This window comes from Nocardioides sp. (genome assembly GCA_037045645.1).
Lineage (GTDB): Bacteria > Actinomycetota > Actinomycetes > Propionibacteriales > Nocardioidaceae > Nocardioides.
The window spans coordinates 262,175-282,998 of the sequence record JBAOIH010000011.1 but is presented as its reverse complement, the minus strand read 5'-3'; the positions used below and the strand labels follow the sequence as shown (position 1 = coordinate 282,998).

25 protein-coding genes and 1 tRNA gene are annotated in these 20,824 nt (G+C 68.0%); 19 read left to right on the top strand and 7 right to left on the bottom strand.

The genetic code is table 11. The annotated features are described in order from the left end of the window. The first annotated feature begins 24 nt into the window (after positions 1–24). From V9G04_19375 to V9G04_19365, 3 genes are read left to right on the top strand one after another with little or no spacing between them, the layout of a single operon-like run. Positions 25–1,380 (top strand): cytochrome P450, encoded by a 1,356-nt coding sequence (locus tag V9G04_19375; protein ID MEI2715388.1) that lies wholly within the window; start codon positions 25–27, stop codon positions 1,378–1,380. Continuing rightward, entirely contained in the window at positions 1,380–1,625 is a 246-nt protein-coding gene (locus tag V9G04_19370; protein MEI2715387.1) for a ferredoxin, read from the top strand. The genes V9G04_19375 and V9G04_19370 overlap by 1 nt, the downstream gene beginning before the upstream one ends. Continuing rightward, positions 1,622–2,248 (top strand): hypothetical protein, encoded by a 627-nt coding sequence (locus V9G04_19365; protein ID MEI2715386.1) that lies wholly within the window; start codon positions 1,622–1,624, stop codon positions 2,246–2,248. Before V9G04_19370 ends, V9G04_19365 begins: the two co-directional genes overlap by 4 nt. Before the next feature lie 366 nt (positions 2,249–2,614). On the opposite strand, the gene V9G04_19360 is transcribed toward V9G04_19365, so the two are convergent. Continuing rightward, complete coding sequence (locus tag V9G04_19360; GenBank protein MEI2715385.1) at positions 2,615–3,853, bottom strand: hypothetical protein; 1,239 nt, start codon at positions 3,851–3,853, stop codon at positions 2,615–2,617. 10 nt (positions 3,854–3,863) lie between these two features. Next, positions 3,864–4,673 carry a TRIC cation channel family protein gene (locus tag V9G04_19355; protein MEI2715384.1) on the bottom strand — a complete coding sequence of 270 codons (810 nt, stop codon included), beginning with the start codon at positions 4,671–4,673 and terminating at the stop codon, positions 3,864–3,866. A gap of 43 nt (positions 4,674–4,716) precedes the next feature. On the opposite strand from V9G04_19355, the gene V9G04_19350 reads away from it, so the two are divergent. Genes V9G04_19350 through V9G04_19310 form a run of 9 tightly spaced genes read left to right on the top strand, consistent with a single transcriptional unit; the run spans position 4,717 to position 12,283 of the window. Continuing rightward, positions 4,717–5,946, top strand: coding sequence for a cytochrome P450 (locus V9G04_19350; GenBank protein ID MEI2715383.1), 1,230 nt, complete (start codon positions 4,717–4,719; stop codon positions 5,944–5,946). Next, positions 5,946–6,722 carry an SDR family oxidoreductase gene (locus tag V9G04_19345; GenBank protein ID MEI2715382.1) on the top strand — a complete coding sequence of 259 codons (777 nt, stop codon included), beginning with the start codon at positions 5,946–5,948 and terminating at the stop codon, positions 6,720–6,722. The genes V9G04_19350 and V9G04_19345 overlap by 1 nt, the downstream gene beginning before the upstream one ends. Then, on the top strand, positions 6,719–8,188 hold the full coding sequence (locus V9G04_19340; GenBank protein ID MEI2715381.1) for an aldehyde dehydrogenase family protein: 1,470 nt from the start codon (positions 6,719–6,721) through the stop codon (positions 8,186–8,188). Before V9G04_19345 ends, V9G04_19340 begins: the two co-directional genes overlap by 4 nt. A gap of 50 nt (positions 8,189–8,238) precedes the next feature. After that, positions 8,239–8,970: an SDR family oxidoreductase gene (locus V9G04_19335; protein ID MEI2715380.1), complete on the top strand. Its 732-nt coding sequence runs from the start codon at positions 8,239–8,241 to the stop codon at positions 8,968–8,970. Next, on the top strand, positions 8,967–9,806 hold the full coding sequence (locus tag V9G04_19330; GenBank protein ID MEI2715379.1) for an NAD(P)-dependent oxidoreductase: 840 nt from the start codon (positions 8,967–8,969) through the stop codon (positions 9,804–9,806). Before V9G04_19335 ends, V9G04_19330 begins: the two co-directional genes overlap by 4 nt. After that, positions 9,806–10,180: a carboxymuconolactone decarboxylase family protein gene (locus V9G04_19325; protein MEI2715378.1), complete on the top strand. Its 375-nt coding sequence runs from the start codon at positions 9,806–9,808 to the stop codon at positions 10,178–10,180. The genes V9G04_19330 and V9G04_19325 overlap by 1 nt, the downstream gene beginning before the upstream one ends. Then, positions 10,177–10,863 (top strand): PaaI family thioesterase, encoded by a 687-nt coding sequence (locus tag V9G04_19320; GenBank protein ID MEI2715377.1) that lies wholly within the window; start codon positions 10,177–10,179, stop codon positions 10,861–10,863. The genes V9G04_19325 and V9G04_19320 overlap by 4 nt, the downstream gene beginning before the upstream one ends. Positions 10,864–10,865: 2 nt before the next feature. Then, positions 10,866–11,711 (top strand): LLM class F420-dependent oxidoreductase, encoded by an 846-nt coding sequence (locus V9G04_19315; GenBank protein MEI2715376.1) that lies wholly within the window; start codon positions 10,866–10,868, stop codon positions 11,709–11,711. Continuing rightward, positions 11,708–12,283: a helix-turn-helix domain-containing protein gene (locus tag V9G04_19310; protein MEI2715375.1), complete on the top strand. Its 576-nt coding sequence runs from the start codon at positions 11,708–11,710 to the stop codon at positions 12,281–12,283. The genes V9G04_19315 and V9G04_19310 overlap by 4 nt, the downstream gene beginning before the upstream one ends. 63 nt (positions 12,284–12,346) lie before the next feature. On the opposite strand, the gene V9G04_19305 is transcribed toward V9G04_19310, so the two are convergent. After that, complete coding sequence (locus V9G04_19305) at positions 12,347–12,757, bottom strand: nuclear transport factor 2 family protein (protein MEI2715374.1); 411 nt, start codon at positions 12,755–12,757, stop codon at positions 12,347–12,349. A gap of 87 nt (positions 12,758–12,844) precedes the next feature. Between V9G04_19305 and V9G04_19300 the strand changes: the two genes are divergently transcribed. The 3 genes from V9G04_19300 to V9G04_19290 all read left to right on the top strand — a co-directional run bounded on the left by V9G04_19300 (position 12,845) and on the right by V9G04_19290 (position 13,736). Beyond that, positions 12,845–13,348 (top strand): 2'-5' RNA ligase family protein, encoded by a 504-nt coding sequence (locus V9G04_19300; protein MEI2715373.1) that lies wholly within the window; start codon positions 12,845–12,847, stop codon positions 13,346–13,348. A 133-nt stretch (positions 13,349–13,481) separates the two neighbouring features. Continuing rightward, positions 13,482–13,607 (top strand): DLW-39 family protein, encoded by a 126-nt coding sequence (locus tag V9G04_19295; protein ID MEI2715372.1) that lies wholly within the window; start codon positions 13,482–13,484, stop codon positions 13,605–13,607. A gap of 56 nt (positions 13,608–13,663) precedes the next feature. Then, a tRNA-Ala gene (locus tag V9G04_19290) sits at positions 13,664–13,736 on the top strand. Between the two features lie 136 nt (positions 13,737–13,872). On the opposite strand, the gene V9G04_19285 is transcribed toward V9G04_19290, so the two are convergent. Then, positions 13,873–15,090 carry a phospholipid scramblase-related protein gene (locus V9G04_19285; protein MEI2715371.1) on the bottom strand — a complete coding sequence of 406 codons (1,218 nt, stop codon included), beginning with the start codon at positions 15,088–15,090 and terminating at the stop codon, positions 13,873–13,875. Positions 15,091–15,261: 171 nt separating this feature from the next. Here V9G04_19285 and V9G04_19280 point away from each other — a divergent pair, with 171 nt between their 5' ends. The 4 genes from V9G04_19280 to V9G04_19265 all read left to right on the top strand — a co-directional run bounded on the left by V9G04_19280 (position 15,262) and on the right by V9G04_19265 (position 17,560). Further along, entirely contained in the window at positions 15,262–15,558 is a 297-nt protein-coding gene (locus V9G04_19280; GenBank protein ID MEI2715370.1) for a hypothetical protein, read from the top strand. Next, positions 15,555–16,403, top strand: a complete 849-nt coding sequence (locus V9G04_19275) for a hypothetical protein (protein ID MEI2715369.1) — start codon at positions 15,555–15,557, stop codon at positions 16,401–16,403. The genes V9G04_19280 and V9G04_19275 overlap by 4 nt, the downstream gene beginning before the upstream one ends. Before the next feature lie 89 nt (positions 16,404–16,492). Beyond that, positions 16,493–16,984 (top strand): helix-turn-helix domain-containing protein, encoded by a 492-nt coding sequence (locus tag V9G04_19270; GenBank protein ID MEI2715368.1) that lies wholly within the window; start codon positions 16,493–16,495, stop codon positions 16,982–16,984. Between the two features lie 3 nt (positions 16,985–16,987). Beyond that, positions 16,988–17,560: a PIN domain-containing protein gene (locus V9G04_19265; protein MEI2715367.1), complete on the top strand. Its 573-nt coding sequence runs from the start codon at positions 16,988–16,990 to the stop codon at positions 17,558–17,560. A gap of 32 nt (positions 17,561–17,592) precedes the next feature. Here the strand turns inward: V9G04_19265 and V9G04_19260 are convergent, their stop codons facing one another. The 3 genes from V9G04_19260 to mobF all read right to left on the bottom strand — a co-directional run bounded on the left by V9G04_19260 (position 17,593) and on the right by mobF (position 20,793). Next, the gene (locus V9G04_19260; protein MEI2715366.1) at positions 17,593–17,784 is read right to left on the bottom strand and encodes an excisionase family DNA-binding protein; all 192 of its coding nucleotides are present in this window, start codon (positions 17,782–17,784) and stop codon (positions 17,593–17,595) included. Position 17,785: 1 nt separating this feature from the next. Continuing rightward, positions 17,786–17,998 (bottom strand): hypothetical protein, encoded by a 213-nt coding sequence (locus tag V9G04_19255; protein ID MEI2715365.1) that lies wholly within the window; start codon positions 17,996–17,998, stop codon positions 17,786–17,788. Positions 17,999–18,165: 167 nt separating this feature from the next. Further along, a complete protein-coding gene (gene mobF / locus V9G04_19250) occupies positions 18,166–20,793 on the bottom strand; it encodes a MobF family relaxase (protein ID MEI2715364.1) in 2,628 nt (875 codons plus the stop codon). Positions 20,794–20,824 lie beyond the last annotated feature (31 nt).

Here is a 20,824-nt window from a genome sequence, read left to right as displayed (position 1 = left end):
GCTCGAAAACCAACGGAGGAAACCATGACAGTCACCGAAGCCTCACTCGACTCGATCCCCGAGGTCTCCTTCGCCGTCCCCGACGAAGACGGTCACGGCCACCTCGCCGAGTTGCGCGTCGACCCGATCGCGCTCTTCGACCGGGTACGCGCCGAGTGCGGCGATATCGGCCGCTTCCGGATCGCCGACAAGGACGTCGTCATGGTGTCGGGTGCGGTCGGGCAGGAGCCGTTCTTCCGGGCACCCGACACGATCCTCGACCAGGCGGCGGCGTACCCCTTCATGACGCCGATCTTCGGCAAGGGTGTCGTCTTCGACGCCACCCCCGAGGAACGCCGCACGATGTTGAAGAACCAGGCGCTGCGCGGCGACATGATGCGCGGGCACGCCGCGACGATCGAAAACGAGATCAACCGGATGGTCGCCGACTGGGGCGACGAGGGTGAGATCGATCTGCTCGACTGGTTCGCCGAGCTGACCATCTATACGACCAGCGCCTGCCTGGTCGGCAAGCCGTTCCGCGAGGAACTCGACGTCCGCTTCGCTCAGCACTACCACGACCTGGAGCGCGGCACCGACGCGCTGGCGTACGTCGACCCCTACATGGACATCGAGTCCTTCCGCATGCGCGACTCCGCTCGCGAGGCGCTGGTCGGACTGGTGCAAGACATCATCGAGCGCCGCAAGGAGCGCGGGAAGGTGCCGCGTGAGGAGCGCGACCTGCTCGACGTGCTGATCTCGCTCGACATGAGCGCCGACTACATCACCGGGGTCTTCATCTCGATGATGTTCGCGGGCCACCACACGTCTTCGGGGACGGCGTCGTGGGCGCTGATCGAGTTGATGCGCCACCCGGAGACGATGGCCGCGGTCACCAAGGAACTCGACGAGCTCTACGCCGACGGCTCGGAGGTCTCGTTCCAGGCGCTGCGCTCGATCCCGGTGCTCGAGTCCGTACTCAAGGAGACGCTGCGGCTGCACCCGCCGCTGATCATCTTGATGCGTGTGGTGCAGGAGGAGATCGAACTGGCGGGGCACAAGATCCCGCCCGGCGTACTCGTCGCGGCTTCGCCGCGGGTCTCCAACCGGATCGCGGAAGACTTCCCGTCGCCGGAGACATTCGACCCGGGCCGCTATATCGACCCGCGCCAGGAGGATCTCGCCAACCGGTGGACCTGGATCCCGTTCGGTGCAGGGACGCACCGCTGCGTGGGCAACGCCTTCGCGATGATGCAGATGAAGGCGATCTTCTCGGTGATCCTGCGCGACTTCGAGTTCGAGATGGTGCAGCCGAGTGAGACCTACAAGGACGACGTGTCCAAGATGGTCATCCAGTTGCAGCGGCCGTGTCGGGCGCGCTACCGCCGGCGGGTGAAGTGATGGCGTTCCGGGTCAAGGCCGACGTCGAGATCTGCCAGGCGCACCAACTCTGCCAGGGCGAGGCTCCCGAGGTCTTCGGCTTCGATGAGGACCTCGATCGCGTGGTGGTCTTGCAGGAGTATCCCGACGAGTCGCAGCGCGCGGCCGTACGCCAGGCCGTGAAGTACTGCCCGGCGATGGTGTTGGACATCGAAGAGATCGAAACGAGCGACTCGACCGAGTCGCAGACGAAGGAGCAGGCATGAGTCTCACCCGAGCCGAGATCGAGGAGTTCTGGGAGTCGTGGTTGCAGGGCAACCGTGACGTGGAGGCCAGCGGCGACTGGCGCCCGCTCGCGGAGTTCTACGCCCAGGACGCGACGTACGGCTGGATGTACTCCCCCGACGAACACTTCATGGCGGTCGGTCGCGACCAGATCCGCGACTGGGCGATCGGCATCGAGATGGACGGTCTCGACGGCTGGCACTACGACTACCAGTGCACGCTGATCGACGAGACCAAGTCGATGGTCCTGGGACTGTGGAAACAGCGCTCGGGAATCCTCGACGAGTCGGGCAAGGAGTACGAGATCCTCGGCCTCGGCGGGTCGTGGTTCGGTGTCGAGCGTCAGGTCGGTGGGGAGGACGACGGGCTGCTGAAGTTCTCCTGGCAGCGCGACTGGTTCGACATGCCGTCGACCGCGCACACGTTCATGGAGATCGTCAGTGCCGGCAAGGCCCCCGACACGCTCCTGGAACGGATGAAGGTCGGCGGGCTCAAGGTGCCCGGCCACTACCGGTACGCCGACCTGCCCTCGACCGTCTGGCCGCCCCCGGTAGAGCGCGGGGACTACATCACCCAGCGGGAGACTCCGCCTCCGGCGGAGTGAGCTGGTCCTTCTTGGGGGGTTGAGCGGACCACGGTCCGCTCAACCCCCGGAGAACCGGGTGCTGAGCGGACAAATCGGGTGTCTAGTTGCTGGTGGGGGATCGAAGGGACTCTTTCTTGCGCCGCAGCGGCAGGACGCGTACACGTTCGAGCGTCTGCGTGAACCCGCACAGTCTTGATCGATCCAACTCGTGAGTTTTCGAGCGTACGCTTGAACTCGCCCGTCGAGGCGCGACATCAGGACCGGGCTGGCATCGGACCAGGCGGTCGCTCGCCACACGTCGACTCAGCCCCCGAATTGTCCGCTAAGCACCCGGTTCTCCGGGGGTTGAGCGGACCGTGGTCCGCTCGACCACCATCAAAGTGCTCACACCACGAAGAGGGGCAACCCGCGCCGCGCCTCGAACTCCCAGCCCGCGCCGGAGCTGATCCGGGTCAGCGCCACCTCGTCACACTCCGGAGCGCTGACAGACGTACGCACCACGGTCGCCGTCCAGTCGTCGTCGCTGCCCTCGATCACCACGTCGAGACAGGGGTCGACGGCCCGCACGGCTGCCTGCAAGGGCTTCACAAAGGATGGCCCGAGCAACTGCCACCAACCGGTATCCTCGTGGGCGATCGACCGCGTGAAGGAGATAGACGCTCCCTCGCGTGAACTCGACAGATAAGCCGCCGGGTTCAGGTGAGGCAGCAGCATCAGGATCCGCGCGGCATCCGCGGGGCTGTCGCCAGCCCCGAAGGCCCGGTGCAGCCGCGACGCCGCGATCCCGGCGGAACCGACCAGGTGTGCCCGCGCGATCTCCTCGATCAGTTCCACATCAGACGTCTGCTCGCGCAACGCGATCCCGAATGCCAGCGCCAGCAGGTGGCTCTGCAGCGCCATCTCGTCGGCGATCCGCACCAGTGCCGAGTGCGAAAACTCGCGGAAGTCCAGATCAGAGAGCAGAGCACCGGAGTAGTCGCACCGCCCTTCAGAAGCAGGATCGATGGGCGCGAGCTCCACCAAAGCCGCTTGGGTCCGAGCGATGAGGGCCAGCCCAGGCACGGGCACAGCCGCCGGGTTGGTTTCGTCGATGGTGACGGTCCATTCGCAGTGCGGCTTGCGATCGGCAGGCGTACGCGGTGGGCGGTGCACCGGGCGTACGGCCGCCTTCGGGTTGGTCGCGACGGCCGTCGCATCGAACGTCGGGTCCTCGATGTCGTGACACATCGCCTTGACGAAGCTCTCGCCGATGGGTTCGACGTCCATCAGCGCTCCGCAGTGTGCCAGGTGGAACGAGCCGTGCCAGCGATCGGTGACGGAGAAGCGGAAGTCCAAGAACTGCGGCGGGGCGCCCACGTCGAGCTGCAGCCCCTTGAAGATCGTGATCACGTCCTCGCCCTCGAACGCCAGCGCACGCTGCATCCGTCGGGTGTAGATCGGGCTAGCCGACGCCCACTCGGTGATCGCCACCTGCACCATCTGCTCCTGGCTGAGCCGCATGGTCACCCACGGCATCCCGGCGCGGTCGAGGAGTTGCCCGATCAGCATCAGCTCCGGCACCAGCCGGGCCAGATCGGCGCGGCTCAGTTCGGCGTACGTGCTGCGTGGTGGAGTGCCGGCCATGCCCCGGAGACTAGACAGGTGTCCAGCCAAACGCCACCACCCTGGGAAGAACTGCGGCCGGGGTAGGGCTCGAATTCGTGCCGGATCCGTCTTCCGGCCGCAGTTCTTCGCCCAAAGGGGGGCGCCGCCGCCACCTGGGCCGGGGCAGCGCGGCCAGCGACGAACGAGGGTTCCAGTCGTACGCCTCGGGCAGCACCCAGCCGCGTCTCGACGCCAGCAGCGTCAGCGCCGCGGCCACGAGGATCGACACGAGCACGCCGACCGATGGCTGCCCGAGGCGAGAGAACGCCACCATGATCGCCGCGCCCACCACGGCCGACGTCGCATAGAGGGTGTTGCCGCCGAGCACGGTCGGCACCCGGTTGAGCACCAGGTCCCGCAACGCGCCGCCGCCGACGGCCGTCACGGTGCCGAGCAGGATCGCGGGCACGATCCCGAATCCGAGCGCCAGCGACTTCTGCGCCCCGGCCGCCGCCCAGCAGCCCAGTGCGAGCGCGTCGATCCACGGGAAGGTCCGGTCCCACACCCGGGCGGGCAGCGGCACCAGGAACGCGAGTGCAGCCCCGGCCAGAGCACAGGTGACGTACGCCCAGTCCAGCAACGCCACCGGCGGCCCGGCCTGCAACAACGTGTCCCGGATGATCCCGCCGCCCAGCCCGCTAAGGATCGCCAGCGTCACGAAACCGATCGGGTCGAAGCGCATCCGGCGCGCGATCAGCCCACCGAGGACGGCATTGGCGAGCACGCCGAGCAGGTCGGTGAGGCGTACGAGCGTCTCGATCGTCGCGACGGTGGGCTCCGTGACGGTGGCAACAAGCACGAGCCATTGTCTCGAAACGAGAACCCATGCCACTATTGGACACATGTCCAGCCAAGTGTCAGAGTCAGCGCGCCTGTTCGACCCCTATGACTACGACTTCCAGGAAGACCCTTATCCGGTTTATCGCTGGCTGCGCGACGAGGACCCGCTGCACCACAACCCCGAGTCCGACCTCTGGGTGCTCAGCCGCCACGCCGACATCTATGCGGCGCTGCGCGACGACGCGACGTACTCCAACAAGATGGGCGTCTCGATCGACCCGAGCGCGTGGGGTCCATTCGCGTGGAAGGCGACGTCGTTCCTCGGCATGGACGGCAAGGACCAGCACCGGCTGCGCTCACTGGTGAGCCGTGTCTTCACGCCCAAGCGCGTACGCGAGATGGCGCCCCAGATCCAGCGCCTCACCGACCTGCACCTCGGGCGTACGCTCGAGAAGGCGCGCGACGGCGAGACGATCGACTGGATCGCCGACTTCGCCGGTCTGCTGCCGATGGACGTGATCTCCGAGATGCTCGGCGTTCCCGAGGAGGAGCGGGCGGAGGTACGCCGCCTCGCCGATCTGATGGTGCACCGCGACGACGGGGTGCGTGACGTCCCCACCGCCGGGATCGAAGCGGCGCTGACCCTCTTCGGCTATTACGAGGAACTGGTCGAGAAGCGTCGCCAGAACCCTCAGGACGACCTGACCAGCGACCTGCTCGCGGCCGAGATCGACGGCGACCGGCTCACCGAAGACGAGGTGATCAGCTTCCTCTCGCTGATGGTCGTCGCGGGCAACGAGACCACGACCAAGCTGCTCGGCCACTCGCTCTATCACCTGCGCCGTCACGACGATCAGTTCCAGCAGGTCTTCGATAACCAAGATGATCTCGTCGTGCCCTGGATCGAGGAGACGCTGCGCTTCGACACCAGCAGCCAGATGATCGCGCGCTACCTGCTCGCCGACGTCAACCTGCACGGCAAGACCGCGCCCGCGGGGTCTCAGGTGATGCTCTGTCTGGGTTCGGCCAACCGGGACGACCGCGTCTTCACCGACCCGGACACCTATGACATCCACCGCGACAAGGCCCAACTCGCGCAGTCGCTGAGCTTTGGCGGCGGGCGGCACTTCTGCCTGGGTGCGCACCTGGCCCGGCAGGAGGCGCAGATCGCGTTGCGCGAGATCGTCAAGCAGATCAAGGACTTCGAGATCGTCGACGAGGGCGTACGCCGGGTGCACTCGGTCAACGTCCGTGGCTTCGCGGCCCTGCCCGCGCGATTGGAGTTGCGCTGATGCCTCGCCCCATCCTTCCCGAGCACCCCGAGCGGCGCCCGGTCGTCATCACCGGGGCCTCCTCGGGCATCGGCGCGGCGACCGCGTTGATGCTCAGTGAGCGCGGCTTCCCGGTCGCGCTCGGGGCACGCCGGGTCGAGAAACTCGACACGCTCGCTGCGGCGTTGCCCGGCGAGGTCTTCACCCATGCGCTCGATCTGGCCGACCCCGAGTCGGTCGGTGCGTTCGCGCAGGCCGTCACCGACAACCTCGGTGAGGTCGAGGTGCTGATCTCCAACGCGGGCAACCTGATCCCCGGCACCGTGCACGAGGCCGACAGTGATGTCTTCGCCAGCGGCATCGATCTCAATATCCTGGGTCCGCAGCGCCTCGTACGCGCCTTCGTGCCCGGCATGGTCGAGCGTTGCCGCGGTGACCTGGTCTTCGTCTCCTCCGACGTCGCCAACCGGATCCGGCCGTTCCTGACCTCGTACGCCGCCGGCAAGTGGGGCCTCGAAGGCATGGTCGCTGCCATGCAACTCGAACTCGAGGGCACGGGCGTACGTGCCTCTATCGTGCGCCCCGGACCCACCAAGACCGAGATGGGCACCGACTGGGACGGCCCGTCGGCCGAGCGGGTGATCAACGAATGGATCAAGCACGGCCTGGCCCGCCACGGCGCCCTCCTCAGAGCTGAGGCGATCGCGGGTGCGATCACCTCGATCGTCACCGCACCGCGCGGTACCCACCTCAACGTGATCGAAGTCAGCCCCGAAGTCCCCGTGGAGAATTCATGACGCTGCCCCCAAGCCCCAAGCAACTGATCGACGGTCGGCTCGTCGACGCCAGCGACGGCGCGACCTTCCCCGTCCTCAACCCGGCCACGGGTGAGGAGATCGGCCAGTGCCCCGATGGCACCCAGGAAGATGTCGACAACGCCATCGCGGCGGCGCGCCGAGCCTTCGACGAGACCGACTGGGCCACCGACGCGGCTTTGAGAGTCCGCTGCCTGCGCCAACTGCACCAGGCGCTGCTCGACAACGCCGACACGTTCCGCGCGCTGACCACGGCCGAGGTCGGGATGCCGTCCTTCATGATGACGGCCGCGGGCTTCGACGTGCCGGTCGAGGGCCTCAAGTGGGTGACCGACCTGCTGGAGTCGTACGAGTTCGAGACCGACCTGGGCACCGCCAGCCCGATGGGCATCCCGACGCGGCGCACGATCCGCAAAGAAGCGGTCGGTGTGGTCGGCGCGATCACGCCGTGGAACGTGCCGACCCAGATCAACCTGGCCAAGGTCGGCCCCGCACTGGCCGCGGGCTGCACGGTCGTACTCAAGCCTGCGCCCGACACTCCCTGGCTGGCCTGCGAACTCGGCCGGCTGGTGGCCGAGCACACCGACATCCCGGCCGGTGTCTTCAACGTGGTGACGCCGCTCGACAACGCCGTGGCTGCCTCGATCACCACGGACCCGCGCGTCGACATGGTGTCGTTCACCGGCTCCACCAACACCGGCCGCGCGATCATGGCCGCGGCGGCGCCGACGCTGAAGCGGGTCTTCCTCGAACTCGGCGGCAAGTCGGCCGCGATCGCGCTCGATGATGCCGACATCGCCTCGGTCGCGGGGGCCACCGCGTTCACCACCTGCATTCACGCCGGTCAGGGCTGCGCGCTCACGACGCGACTGGTGGTGCCGCGCGATCGCTATGACGAGGCCGTCCAGGTCGCCGCCGCCACCATGGAGTCGATCGGGGTGAAGGATCCCGCCGACCCCGGCGCGATCTGCGGCCCGGTAATCTCGCAGGTCCAGCGCGACCGGGTCGCCGAATACTTCAAGATCGCCGAAGAAGAGGGCGCCACGATCGTCACCGGCGGTCAGGTGCTCGACCAGGACGGCTATTGGGTCGCCCCCACCGTGATCGCCGGTCTCGACAACACCTCACGCCTGGCGCAGGAGGAGATCTTCGGGCCGGTGCTGGTGGTGATCGCCCACGACGGCGATGACGACGCCGTACGCATTGCCAACGAGTCGGCGTACGGACTCTCGGGGTCGGTCGACTCCGGTGACCTGGAGCGCGCGCACGCGGTGGCGCGACGGATTCGGACGGGCACGTTGGCGGTCAACGGGGGCGTGTGGTTCAGCCCCGAACGCACCGTTCGGCGGCTACAAGCAGTCGGGCCTGGGACGCGAAATGGGCGTCGCGGGCTTCGAGGAATATCTGGAAACCAAGACGATCGCGGAGCCAGCCTGACCGCTGGTTGAGGAGCGAACGAAGTGAGCGTCTCGAAACCACATCGACCCAAGGACACGCAGTGAGATTCAACGACAAGACCATCATCGTCACCGGTGCCGCGCAGGGCATCGGGGAGGCGTACGCCCGAGCGCTCGCCGCCGAAGGCGCGCACGTCGTGGTCGCCGACCTCAACGAGGAGGCCGGGACCAAGGTCGCCGAGGAGATCGGCGGGCTGTTCGTGCGTACGGACGTCTCCGACGCCTCCTCCGCCCAAGCCTGCGCCGACGCAGCCGTCGAGAAGTTCGGCGGCATCGACGGCCTGGTCAACAACGCCGCGATCTATGGCGACATGCAGTTCGACCTGCTGATCACGGTCGACTGGGACTATTACCGCCGGTTCATGAGCGTCAACATGGACGGCGCGCTGGTGATGACCCGCGCGGTCTATCCGCACCTGCAAAAGCGTGGTGGCGGCTCGATCGTCAACCAGAGCTCGACGGCCGCCTACCTCTACTCCGGCTTCTATGGCCTGGCCAAGACCGGCGTCAACGGCCTCACCCAGCAGCTTGCGCACGAGCTCGGCGGCATGGGCATCCGGGTCAACGCGATCGCGCCCGGGCCTACCGACACCCAAGCCACGCGTACGCAGGCCGGTGACGCGGCCAAGGAGCTGGTCAAGAACCTCGCGCTCAAGCGGATGGGCCAGCCCGAGGACATGGTCGGCGCCTGCCTGTTCCTGCTTTCGGACGACTCGTCGTGGGTGACCGGTCAGATCCTCGCGGTCGACGGCGGTCAGACGTGGCGGCCATGACCGACGTCGGGTTCATCGGATTGGGCGCGATCGGCAAGCCGATGGCGCTGCGGCTCGCGCGGTCGTACGACTTGACCGTCTTCGACGTGATGCCCGACCCGATCGCCGAACTCCAAAAAGCGGGCGCGACGGCTGCCGTGAGCGTCGGCGAACTGGCACACGCCTGTGACGTGATCTGCGTGATGGTGCGCGACGACGACCAGGTGCGCGACGTGCTCGGCGAGATCTATGGCAGCGCCAAGCCGGGGACGACCGTGGTGATCCACTCGACGATCGCGCCGGAGACGCCGGTCGCCCTGGAGTCGACAGCGCGGCGCCACGATCTGCGGCTCGTGGACGCCCCCGTCTCCGGTGGCTCGATGGGTGCGGCCGACGGCACGTTGGCGATCATGGTCGGCGGGTCGGATGAGGCGTACGAGAGCGCGAAGCCGGTGCTCGACGCGATGGCCACGATCGTCACTCACGCGGGCCCGATCGGCGCGGGCACCAAGCTCAAGCTGGCCCGCAACCTGATGCACTTCGTGGCGTTCACCGCCGCGACCGAGGCGCAGCGGCTCGCCGAGGCGGCAGGGCTCGACCTGGTCGAGCTGGGCAACATCGTGCGGCACACGGACAAGGTCACCGGTGGTCCGGGCGCGATCATGCTGCGCGACACCGCGAAGCCGATCGACGCGGACGACTTCTGGCACGGCGTGATGAGCCACGTGGTGGCGCTGGGTGAGAAGGACCTGTCATTCGCGATCCGGCTCGGCGAGACTCTGGGCGTCGAGACGCCGATGGCCGAGCTCGCACTGCAACGACTGGCACCCGGACTCGGAGTGGAAGGCACCAGCTGATGGGCAAGTTCGACGACCTCCCCGAGACCCGCCGCCGCGGGCTGGAGAAGATGGAAGAGGTCTATGGCTTCGAGATGAGCGACGGCACCGGAGACTTCTTCGGCTACACCGTCGAGCATCTCTTCGGCGACATCTGGCAGCGCCCCGGCCTGACCGACCGCGAGCGCCGCCTGCTCTTGATCGGCATGCTCGCGGGCAGCAACCAGACCGACGTACTCCACATCCAACTGCCCGCCGCGCTGCGCAATGGCGAACTCGACGCGACCCAACTGCGCGAGATCGTGATCATGGTCTGCCACTACGCCGGCTGGCCGATCGGCTCGCGGATCAACAGCATCGTGGAGGACGTCATCGCCAAGGCGGAGCGCGGATGAGCTTCGGCGGGTTCGCGCTCGACGAGACGCCCACGGCGGAGGTCGAGCGCCAGGAGGGGTATTTCGTGCCGCTCGCCGAGAGCGTGCGCGACCTGGTCGACGCGACGATCCGTACGACCGTCGACCAGGCCGAGGTGGAGGCGGTGACGGCCGAGGTGGCTTCACTCGTACGCCGCCTGCGCACCAGCCAGATCGACGGACCGGCGGGCGTACGCGTCAATCACGAGGGCAAGTCCTGGAACTGGGGCAACGCGACCGTGGGGCTGCGCAACGCGATCGCGCCGCCGCTGGTGATCGAGCACGACGAGCCCGGAGTGGCCTGGGCCGAGCTGGATCTCGGCGCGGCGTACGAAGGCCCGCCCGGCATGGTGCACGGCGGCGTGTGCGCCCTGCTGCTCGACCAACTGATGGGGGAGACCGCGACGATCGGCTATGTGCGGGTGGCGTTCACCGGCACCTTGAGCGTGACGTATCGCAAGCCGACCCCGCTGGGTCCGATCCGGATCGACGCGCGCGTCGATCGCGAGGAGGGCCGCAAGATCTACGTCGTGGCGACCGTACGTTCCGGCGACGACGTGTGCGTCGAGGCCGAAGGGATCTTCGTCGAGCCCGGCTGGGCCGTGAAACTGCGCGAAGAGCCGGGCGCGGTCAAGGAATTGCTCGAACAGATGAGAGGTGGCTGACCATGCGACACGGAGTCGTGCTCTTCACCAGTGACCGCGGCATTACGCCCGCGGAGGCCGCGAAGGCTGCGGAGGAGGCGGGGTTCGGCGCGCTCTATGTGCCCGAGCACACCCACATTCCCGTACGCCGCGACGCCGCGCACCCGGGCACGGGCGACGAGACGCTGCCCGACGACCGCTACATGCGCACCCTCGACCCGTGGGTGTCGCTGGCGACAGCCGCCGCGGTGACGTCGACGATCCGGTTGGCGACCGCGGTCGCGCTGCCGGTCGAATCGGACCCGATCACGCTGGCCAAGACGATCGCCACGCTCGATCACCTCTCGGGCGGGCGCGTCACGATCGGCGCGGGCTTCGGGTGGAACACCGACGAGCTCTCCGACCACAAGGTGCCGGCGGGCAAGCGGCGCACGGTGCTGCGGGAGTACGTCGAGGCGATGCGCGCGCTGTGGACCCAGGAGACGGCGTCGTACGACGGGGAGTTCGTCTCGTTCGGGCCGTCGTGGGCGTGGCCGAAGCCGCCCCAGGGCAACGTGCCGATCGTGATCGGTGCGGGCGGTGGGCCGAAGACGTTCGAGTGGATCGCGCGTACGGCCGACGGCTGGATGACCACCCCGCGCGAGGACGACATCACCGGCAAGTGCGCCGAGTTGCGGGCTGCCTGGCAGGCGGCCGGTCGATCCGGTGAGCCGCAGATTCACGTGCTCGCGATGGCCAAGCCGACGCCCGAACTGCTCGGCTCGTGGACCGACGCGGGCGTCACCGACTGCATCTGGGGGCTGCCGGACAGGCCGACGGAGGAGGTAATTGCGTTCATCGGCCGCCACGCTGAGAGGCTGGGACTGTGACCGCCACTGCCTCGCCCCTGCCGCGCCGTGGTCTCAACGCGCGTCAGGCCGAGACGGTCGAGAAGCTGCTCGATGCCGGGCTTGCGATGCTGGAGCGGGCGGCGTACGACGACCTCACCATCCGGCTGATCGCCTCACGTGCCGGGGTGTCCGCGGCGACGGCGTACACCTACTTCTCCTCCAAGGATCACCTCTTCGCCGCGCTCTTCTGGCGCCACATCTCCGACGCGGAGTCGCCGCGGTTGCGGGGCGGCCCGGAAGCGCGGATGCGCGCCTGCGTACGCCACCTCTGCGGTCTGGTCTCGGAGTCGCCCGCCCTGGCCGCGGCGGCGTCGAAGTCGCTGCTGGGTTCGGATCCCGACGTGGAGGAGTTGCGGATCCTGATGGGTCGGCACTGGTCGGACGTGTTCATGAACGCGCTGGGTGATGCGGCCGAGCCGGCCCTCGTACGCGCCCTGTTGTTCTGCTTCTCCGGCGCCCTGCTGGAGGCCGGGATGGGGATCTTCGCGTACGACGACCTCGCGGACCAGGTCGAGGCCTCCTTCGCCGTCATCCTCCGCGGCAACGTCTGAGAACCGCTGGTTGAGGACCGAGGCGAAGCCGAGCGTCTCGAAACCAATCCCGCTCTCGACGGCTCAGTCCACCACGATCGCCGAGCGCAACTCGAAGTGCCGGTGCGCGAACTGCCACGCCCCGTCGCGCTTGGCGTAACGGTCGGTGTAGCGGTAGCTACAGTGGAACTGACGTCCCGACAAGGTGACGCGCGCGCGGCCGTAGAGGCTGCCCGTGGCGTTGGCCCCGTCGAGTCGGATGGTGTGCGAGTCGTGGTGCGTGCTCGTCATCGGGAACTCTGCCCGGTGCCCGGCGTGCATGAGCCGCAACGCCGAATGCCCCTTGGCGGTGTGCTCGCCATAGATCGCAGTGGCGTCGTAGGTGTAGAGCCCGAGGAGCACTTCGAGCGGGCCGCTGTGGCTGGATTGCGAGAACGCGTCGGCGAGGGCCAAGATCGCGCGACGGTCGTGAAGTTCTTCAAGGGCCCGAGACATGGTTGAACCATAAACGGTCCGGTGGTTGAGGAGGCGCGCAGCGCCGTCTCGAAACCACTCCTCTCGGAGCGGGCTACGGTGTCGTGGGTGCCTGATCATGCGCTGGAGTTGAGCTTCACCGAGACCTCGGCCTCGGTGGTCACGCGCGCCTGGGACGCCCTGCTGACCGCGGGCCTGCCGTCGCAGGCCGAGCACAAGTCGATGACCAACGCCCCGCACCTGACGTTGGTAGCCGCCGCACCGATCGAGTCGTCGGTCTTGCGCTTGGCGCGTACCACCGTCCTGCCCCTGTTGCCTTGCGAGTTGCCGGTCGTCGGCCTGGTCGTCTTCGGCACGGGTGCCCGCGTGACGCTCGCCTATCTGATCGAGCCGCCGCCTGCGCTCGTTGCCGGCGTCGCCGACCTCCGCGCGGCCGTACCGTCCGTACGCCACCCCGTCTGGACCCCGCACGTGACCCTGGCCCGCCGCGTCCCGCGCGCATCCCTGTCCGAGGCTGTCGCGGCGCTGCCCGCCATGCCCGAATCTTTGGGAGCCGACCGCCTGCGCTGGTGGGACCCCACTCAGAACCTCATCGAAACCCTCGGTGGTTGAGGAGCGAGCACGCGACACCGGTGGTTGAGGAGCGAGCGAAGCGAGCGTCTCGAAACTCCCCCCTACGCCGCCCGGTGGTTGAGGAGCGAGCGAAGCGAGCGTCTCGAAACCACGCCCCCGTACACTCGCCCCCATGAAGAAACTCCTCCTCGTCATCCTCGCCGCCGCCGGCGCCGCCTTCGCACAGAAGAAACTCAAGGAGGGCCAGAAGGAACAGGCCCTGTGGGCCGAGGCGACCGACAACGTCAACAAGGGCTGAGTTCCGCCCGCATTTTCTCTCTACGCCGGCGTCGCAGGTAGTCTGCGGCGTCGTCCGGGGCCTTGGCGCAATTGGTAGCGCACCTGCTTTGCAAGCAGGGGGTTAGGGGTTCGAGTCCCCTAGGCTCCACCCAGTGAAACCGCAGGTCAGCCCGCGGTTTCTGGCATTTCCGGGGTTGGTCAACCCTTGTGTGGGAGGTGCCGTATGCCAGATATATGCCAGATTGACGGCGTTGGCGGTCACAATCGGCGCCATCCGGCGTCGCTCAGTCGAACCTGCGCGTGCTGAGCATTCCCGACTTGTGACTAGGGCGGTCTTGTTTGAGTGCGACGTCGACGGCGAGCGCAGCTGTGACCACCAAGGTGCGAAGTGGCTCCGCAACGTTCTCGTTCATCTGCACGACGTAGTGGTCGGCCCTGGTGAAGCGCTCCTTCGCCCAGCCTGCCCACGTCTTGGTGATCTTCCCGATCTCCTTGCCCTCGGCGCTTGATATGACGAAGTCCCATTGTCTGGTGCCGGTCGCGTGGATCGAGCCCAGGCGCTGGCCGTGAGCCTCGAGCCCGAACCGGGCGTGACCAACCTTGGACAAGCGGTTCACTGCACGATCGAGGCGCTCGCCCCCTGCGGCTGCTGCTGCTTCGCCCGCGATGCCGGCTGCGATCAGCCCCAATGGGCTCAAGGTGGTCAGTGCGGCGAGCGCTCCCGCTGCGGCGCCTGCCTCGAGCGTCATTCCTCCCACCCCAAAACTCTCGTGGGTGATTTGGCCGACATTGCGACCGTCGGCCGTCTCGACGATCACAGCGGCTCGGAACGTGTTCCACCGCTCGGGCCGCGTCAGTCTGAACATCACGTTCCCGTTGGCGTCAGCGACCTCGTAGCGAGTGGTCCGGCTGTGCTTGATGCGGTCGGTCACCAACGTGTTGAGGTCTCTGCGCAGTTCGCGAAAGGTGCCCAACTTGCGACCGTTTTGATCGTGCACGTCGTACGCGACGCTGCCGCGCCCGATGCGAGCCTTCTGGTTGACCACCAGCGTCGACTCGGTGAGCAGTGTGCCGCCTCCGGCAGGTCGTGATGTCGCACCTTCCTGGCGCGCCTGGCGAGCGATCTTGTTGCTGGTTGGTGGCAATGGGGCCCTGGTCGGTGTGGCTTGGGTAGCTTCAGCGACCTTCTCAGGAGGCGCGGGGAAAGTCGTCGGCCCGGGCGTGACTGGTGGATCGGTGCCTTGGAAGCCGGGGTTGGCGACGTGCTCGGTCCAGCGTTGGCCGTCCCAGTATCGACGGTCGAAGCGCCTGAACTGATCGGAGTGCCACCCCGCAGGAGGCGTCATGTTCAAGGGCGACGGGGGTGCCGTCAGCTGAGGGGGATCGGTGCCTTGGAAGCCGGGGTTGGCGACGTGCTCGGTCCAGCGATGGCCGTCCCAATATCGGCGGTCGAAGCGCCTGAACGGATCGGAGTGCCACCCTGGTGCCGACTGGTCAGCCATGCTGAGGAGGCTACGTGAGAATGCTGGTCCCGGGGCGGCGACAGACTTCCGCGACGGGCACTCGTCTGTTGGGTTGGGCATTCCCGGTGAGCGCCACCTCGGCTCGCGGGAGGGGTTGACTTTCCTCAAGGCTCCGAGCGGTTGTCGGTGGGTAGCGCCACGATAGGCCCCATGACCGGTGACATGACCTTCCTCGGGGACGGTCGAATGATGGTCGACATCCACGACCCGGCCGACTGTGAGGGGCGTGGTTGCTGGGTGCACCACGCCTCCGACTGGCCGCTCAACGCGGCGCCGGTGTATTGGGATGAGACGAGCGGCCAGGCGTTCCGGCTGTGCGGGCACGGAGCTTTACATCGCGACCTCGACGACTACGAGTGGGCCACCCGCTTCTCGGGGAAGTGGTCCGGGATGCCGGTCTGGTGTTGCAGCGACCAGGCTGCCTGCGGATGCTGTCAGTCGCCATGAGTGATCAGCATCAGCCGCACGCTGCACTGGTGCTGGACGTGGACGGCGTCGTGTCGCCGGTGCACGGTTCGACCGCGTGGGGCGATGACGTCGACGGTTACGGCGCCGGTCGGGGCGGCATCGGAAATGTCCCGGTCTCCCCTCGCCTCAACACCGCGCTCGACGACCTGGCGAGGCGACCGGGCGTCACCGCTGCGTGGCTGACCAGCTGGAGCCGCCAACTGCGCGAGGGCATGGTCTTCCCCGGCCGCAACTGGCCGGTCGTCGCCCACGCCTGTCCGGACTCGGGGCCGCCTGTCTTCGACGAGGGTGCCGCCAGCCGACGAGCCGGGGAGCGGTGGCGCGACAACCGGTGGTGGAAGTGGTGGGCGCTGGATGCGTGGCTGCGCGAGCGGCCATGGATCGACACCGTGGTCTGGTGCGAGGATCACCTGAGCCGTGCGTTGTGGGACCACGACAACGACGTCGACGGGCCGCGGGACGGCGCTCTCACCCAGGGCGCCGTCGCCTATGTGGAGCTGAAACGGCGCGGCATCCACGCGTTGCTCATCTCCCCGGCCACGGACACTGGCCTGACTCCGGGAGATCTGGCCCGCGTCCGGGACTTCTTGGACGGCCGATTGACACCGGAGGCGGTCACGCTGCCACGCGACCTGCACTACCCGAGCGCAACCGCGCTGCGCTGGCTGGCCGATGACCGACAGAGCCGCGTGTGCGCGAACTGCGACGAGTCGGTCTGGTACCTGCGCTACCACGCCGCCAGTGCGGTCGACTGCACGACCTGTGGGCGGACGTTCTACGGGCGTCACGACATCACCGTCGAGCTCGGTGGGGCGGTGACATGACGTAGCTCGCTGCAATGGAATCACCAGCGTTAGTCCTGTTCGTTTTGTTCGTTTGGTGTACGTTGAACGCACTAGAAGGGGGACCGAGGATGACCCGCTCTGCCGCAAGTGCGGACGCCCGCACCTACGTCGCGACCGACTCTGACGAGGAGGTCTATCGGGCGTTCGCGCGCGCTCTGGAGGGAGTGCCCGAGACCACCCAGCACCGCCCAGCGCTGGTGGCCGCTGATGGGACCGAGGTTCCCCTCCCTCGTGAGTTGCACGACGTGCTGCTCCAAGTGGCACAGGCGCTCCAGGCTGGCATGGGAGTCAACGTGGCGCCATTGAACGCAACCCTGACGACGCAGGAGGCCGCGGAGTACCTCGGCATCTCGAGGCCGACCGTGGTTCGGCTGCTGGATGCGGGAGAGATTCCGATGAGTCGGCCGGGGCGTCATCGCTATGTGCGTCTGGTCGACCTGATCGCATATGCCGAGCGAGTGCGGCAGACCCGTGCTGATGCGCTCGATGAGATGGCGCGCGAGGCCGAGGCTTCCGGGCTGTACGACGTGCTGGACGGCCCGCCTCCGTCGATGCGGTGACTCGTGCACTTTCCAGTCTTCCTGGACACCTGCGTCCTGTACCCGATCGTGCTCACGGACACCCTGCTCCGCGTCGCTGAGCAGTCCGCCTTTCGTCCGCACTGGTCCCGAGACGTGATGGCGGAACTCCAGCGAAATCTCGCCCTGACTCAGGTCGGCGATGCTGGAGCGGTTCGCAGGATCGCGGCGATGAATCGAGCGTTTCCCGACGCGATGGTCGCGGGGTACGAAGACCTCGTCGATGGGATGGAGTGCGATCAGAAGGATCGTCATGTCATGGCCGCGGCAGTGCACTCCGAGTGCCAGGTCGTCGTGACCTACAACCTCAAGGACTTTCCAGCAGAGGTGATGGCGCGCCACCAACTCGAGGCGGTCCACCCGGACACCTTCCTGCTGGATCAACTCGACCTCTACCCGCAGGCCGTCTATCGAGCGCTGCGGCGCCAATCGGCCGAGTCGGCCCGCCCGAGACTCTCATCCCTCCAGTTGATGGCGTCGTTCGAGAAGTTGGAGCTCAGAGACTTCGCAGCCGAGTTGCGACGGCGATGGCCGAACTTGGAAGTGGGTCGCTGGTAGTGCAGTGAATCGGCTGGCGGTGGGCACCGTCGTCAGATTGGCTTCATGAGTGCGTCGAGGTCGTCGCGGCGAACGCGGAGGCCGCGCTTTCCGCAGACGTAGGCCGGCAGCTCGCCGGAGGCGATGCGGCGGCGGACGGTCTTGACCGAGGCGGCGATGTAGACCGCGGCCTGCTGGAGGGTCATCCACTGGGTGTCCGGCTTCGGAGCGTGCGGCGCGGCCATCTCACCGACCCGCCCTCAGGAAGCGGCGGAGGTCGGCGACCGTGGTGTAGAGCCGTCCGTTGCCGTTGAACCGGTACCAGGTTGGGCCGCGGCCCTCCACCCGCCAGCACCGGACGGTGCGCGGCGGCGTACGGATGAATGCGCAAAACTCCTCGAACAAGATGATGCCGTTGTCGTCCCAGTCGTCGGGGACGCTGATCGGGGCGATGGTCATGGGGCTACTCCTTGCGCTGTCGGGGCCGCACGGTTTGCCGCCTCTACTCGGGACAGCAACCGGCGGTGGTCCAGATCGGACACGTGATGCCGAATTCGGCCGCAGGTGGCCTCCCGGTCACCTAGGTCGACCGGACCAGCTCGGGCGATCACGTCGCTGGGACTTGTTCAGCGACCCATGCCCAGGCGTGCCCGGTCCCTCGGGGCTGGAACTGGGTCGGGCGGGCGGCGGCCGCCGGTCGCGAGCAGCGCGGCCTGGAGGGCCGCCGAGCGACGTGGCGCACGGGGGCCATAGCGCTCGATGTCGTCGGCGGCTCTCTCGGCAGCGCGAGCCGGCCCGAGGTCGGCGCGGTCGCGGCTGAAGACCTCGACCCACTGACGGCGCGCGTCGTCGAGGGACTCGGCGACGAGGTGGGCGGTGTTGGCGTGGCGGCCCCGGGTCATGGCGACGTACGCCGCGGCAGCACCTGTCGTCTCCCCGATCACCAGGTGAGCGGCATCGACGGTGTCGCCCTGAGCGCCGTACACGGTGGTGGCGTAGGCGAGCTCGACGTGTTCGGCGACGTAGGACCGGGGGAGTTCCCGGTGACCGGCGCGCCCGAAGACGAGCAGGCTGCCGTCGTCACCGATGCCGGCGACGATCCAGGTGTCGCGGTTGGCGACTCCGAGGTCGCGATCGTTACGACGGGTGGCGACGCGGTCACCGAGGCCGATGCGCTCGCCATGCCTGGTGACCGGCTCACCATCTCGCTCACCACCGTGCGTCCGGGCGTCGCGGATCGCTGCGTTGAGGGTGCCGACCTGTTCGCGGGTGTCGGCGACGACCAGCTCGTCGACGCCGATCTCGGCCAGCGCCGCGGTGCGCTCGACCTCGGTGGCGTGCAGGGTGATCGAGCCACGTGCCACGAGGGAGTCGAAGACCTCACCGGTTCGCTCACCAGTGCGCATGAGCAGGCTGAGTTCGGCGTAGACCGGATCGCTGAACCGGTGGACCGACTCGAGCTCGAGGTGTCCCTCGGGGCGAACCCAGCGGGCCGCGAGGTCGAGGACGCCGCCGCGGCCGACGGCGGGGAGTTGGTGGCGGTCCCCGAGCAGGGCGAGCGTTGCCCCGGCACGGTCGGCGATCGCGCACAACGCGTGGGCGGTGTCTTGGTCGAGCATGCCGGCCTCGTCGACGAGGAGTACGTCGCCGGGCAGCAGGCGCGCGGCGGCGTCGATCTCCTGCCTGGCCTTCTCTGCGTGCGACCAGCGGCCGTCCTCGTCCCATGCGTAGCCGTGCTCGTAGGCCAACTTCGCGGCCGTGAACGCCGTTGCGCCGATCTGCTGCTCGACGACCTGGGCGGCCTTCAGTGTCGGTGTGACCACGACGAGACGACGGTCGCGTGCCTCGATCGCGCTGGCCGCTGCCGCGAGCGTGGTGGTCTTTCCGGTGCCGGCCGCACCTTCGATGACCAGCAGTGCAGCGTCTCCGGCGAGTGCAGCGACGACCTCCTGCTGGGCGGGATCGAGGTGCTCGATGTCGCGCACCCGGCGGGCCGGCTCGATCGGCTGAGCTGCGCGGCTGATCAGGGAGGCGACGAGGTCCGCCTCCACGTCCAGGACGTGCTGGGAGGTCAGGGAGCGAACGTGCTGGGGCACGTCGTCGCGGTCGAGTAGGCGTTGGCACACCGCGATGACCCGAGCGCACAGGTCCTCGGCGAGCTCCGCGCGTGTGGATCGCTCGGCGATGACACCTTGAGAGGCGACGAGCTTCTCGGCCTCGCCTCGGATGTCGGCTGCATTCCAAGCCGAGCGCTTGGCGCCGAGGCGGGTGATCAACAGTTGAACGGCCGCGTCGCGGTCCAGCGCGCCGATGGGGGTGTGGCTCACCGCCATCGGGGCGCTCGGCGCCCGGAAGCCAACCTCGTGCAACTCGTCGTTCCACGCGGCGACGATCGCGGCGCCGTCCTTGGGTGCGCCCTTTCTGTCTCGGCCGTCGTTCCAGGCACGGCGGTCCCATGAGCGTCGCAACTGGGGTCCGGGTTCTTGGTCGGGGTGGCTCCTGCGCCACGCGGCCTCGTACGTGTCCAAGTTCTGCGTGATCTGTCTCGTTCGCTGGCTGAACCTGCCGACGTACGGCGCGAGCTGCTCGATCTCGCCGGTCTCGTCGACGGAGTAGCCGAGCGATGCGAGTGCTTGGCGGAACTCGGGGTCGCACATAACGGCGGCGTGGCCGATGCCGTTGATCGCCTCGATGCTGTCGCGTGTTCCGACGGAGTGGAGCGCTCGCCACGTGCCGGCGGCGAACACCTTCGCGTTGATCTGCAGGTGAAGGTGGCGGTGGGGGTCGCCGGCGCGGGAGGTGTAGTGGCGGATGGCCGCGGCCTCGATCTTCCCAACGGGCACCTGCACCTGCCTGCCGCGCGGGCCGACGCGGGTGGTCGAGTGCTCGGCGAGCCAGCCGACGATCTCGCTGGCGGCGCGTCGCTGGGCGGCGTCGTACGCAGTCGAGATCTCGGGGTGGAGGGCGGCGGCGATGGACCAGGTCTTGGGCCCGTTGACGACGACCTCGACGAATCGCAGCGCTCGCTCGTGCTTGCTGATCCTCCCTTTGGCCAGCCCGGTGTCGACCTCGTAGCCACCGGCCCAGCGCTCGTAGGCGTCGCCGTCCATGAAGCCGGCCGATGCCACCGCGGTGTCCGCGACGAACCGCTCGGCGACACCCTCGCCCTCCGCGAGGTAGTAGTCGTCGGCGCGGGAGTGGTCCGCCTCGACGTAGGCCCGTGCGGCAGCGGCCGCGCCCCGGTAGAACTTCACGCCTCCGTGCAATGCTCGTCACCGCCCGTCA

Coding starts and splice junctions, on each gene's coding strand:
- V9G04_19345 (MEI2715382.1), top strand. CDS start 5,946: ATGCCTCGCCCCATCCTTCCCGAGCACCCCGAGCGGCGCCCGGTCGTC.
- V9G04_19255 (MEI2715365.1), bottom strand. CDS start 17,998: ATGACCATCGCCCCGATCAGCGTCCCCGACGACTGGGACGACAACGGC.
- V9G04_19315 (MEI2715376.1), top strand. CDS start 10,866: ATGCGACACGGAGTCGTGCTCTTCACCAGTGACCGCGGCATTACGCCC.
- V9G04_19325 (MEI2715378.1), top strand. CDS start 9,806: ATGGGCAAGTTCGACGACCTCCCCGAGACCCGCCGCCGCGGGCTGGAG.
- V9G04_19295 (MEI2715372.1), top strand. CDS start 13,482: ATGAAGAAACTCCTCCTCGTCATCCTCGCCGCCGCCGGCGCCGCCTTC.
- V9G04_19305 (MEI2715374.1), bottom strand. CDS start 12,757: ATGTCTCGGGCCCTTGAAGAACTTCACGACCGTCGCGCGATCTTGGCC.
- V9G04_19350 (MEI2715383.1), top strand. CDS start 4,717: ATGTCCAGCCAAGTGTCAGAGTCAGCGCGCCTGTTCGACCCCTATGAC.
- V9G04_19330 (MEI2715379.1), top strand. CDS start 8,967: ATGACCGACGTCGGGTTCATCGGATTGGGCGCGATCGGCAAGCCGATG.
- V9G04_19375 (MEI2715388.1), top strand. CDS start 25: ATGACAGTCACCGAAGCCTCACTCGACTCGATCCCCGAGGTCTCCTTC.
- V9G04_19370 (MEI2715387.1), top strand. CDS start 1,380: ATGGCGTTCCGGGTCAAGGCCGACGTCGAGATCTGCCAGGCGCACCAA.
- V9G04_19270 (MEI2715368.1), top strand. CDS start 16,493: ATGACCCGCTCTGCCGCAAGTGCGGACGCCCGCACCTACGTCGCGACC.
- V9G04_19320 (MEI2715377.1), top strand. CDS start 10,177: ATGAGCTTCGGCGGGTTCGCGCTCGACGAGACGCCCACGGCGGAGGTC.
- V9G04_19280 (MEI2715370.1), top strand. CDS start 15,262: ATGACCGGTGACATGACCTTCCTCGGGGACGGTCGAATGATGGTCGAC.
- V9G04_19275 (MEI2715369.1), top strand. CDS start 15,555: ATGAGTGATCAGCATCAGCCGCACGCTGCACTGGTGCTGGACGTGGAC.
- V9G04_19365 (MEI2715386.1), top strand. CDS start 1,622: ATGAGTCTCACCCGAGCCGAGATCGAGGAGTTCTGGGAGTCGTGGTTG.
- V9G04_19260 (MEI2715366.1), bottom strand. CDS start 17,784: ATGGCCGCGCCGCACGCTCCGAAGCCGGACACCCAGTGGATGACCCTC.
- V9G04_19340 (MEI2715381.1), top strand. CDS start 6,719: ATGACGCTGCCCCCAAGCCCCAAGCAACTGATCGACGGTCGGCTCGTC.
- V9G04_19360 (MEI2715385.1), bottom strand. CDS start 3,853: ATGGCCGGCACTCCACCACGCAGCACGTACGCCGAACTGAGCCGCGCC.
- V9G04_19285 (MEI2715371.1), bottom strand. CDS start 15,090: ATGGCTGACCAGTCGGCACCAGGGTGGCACTCCGATCCGTTCAGGCGC.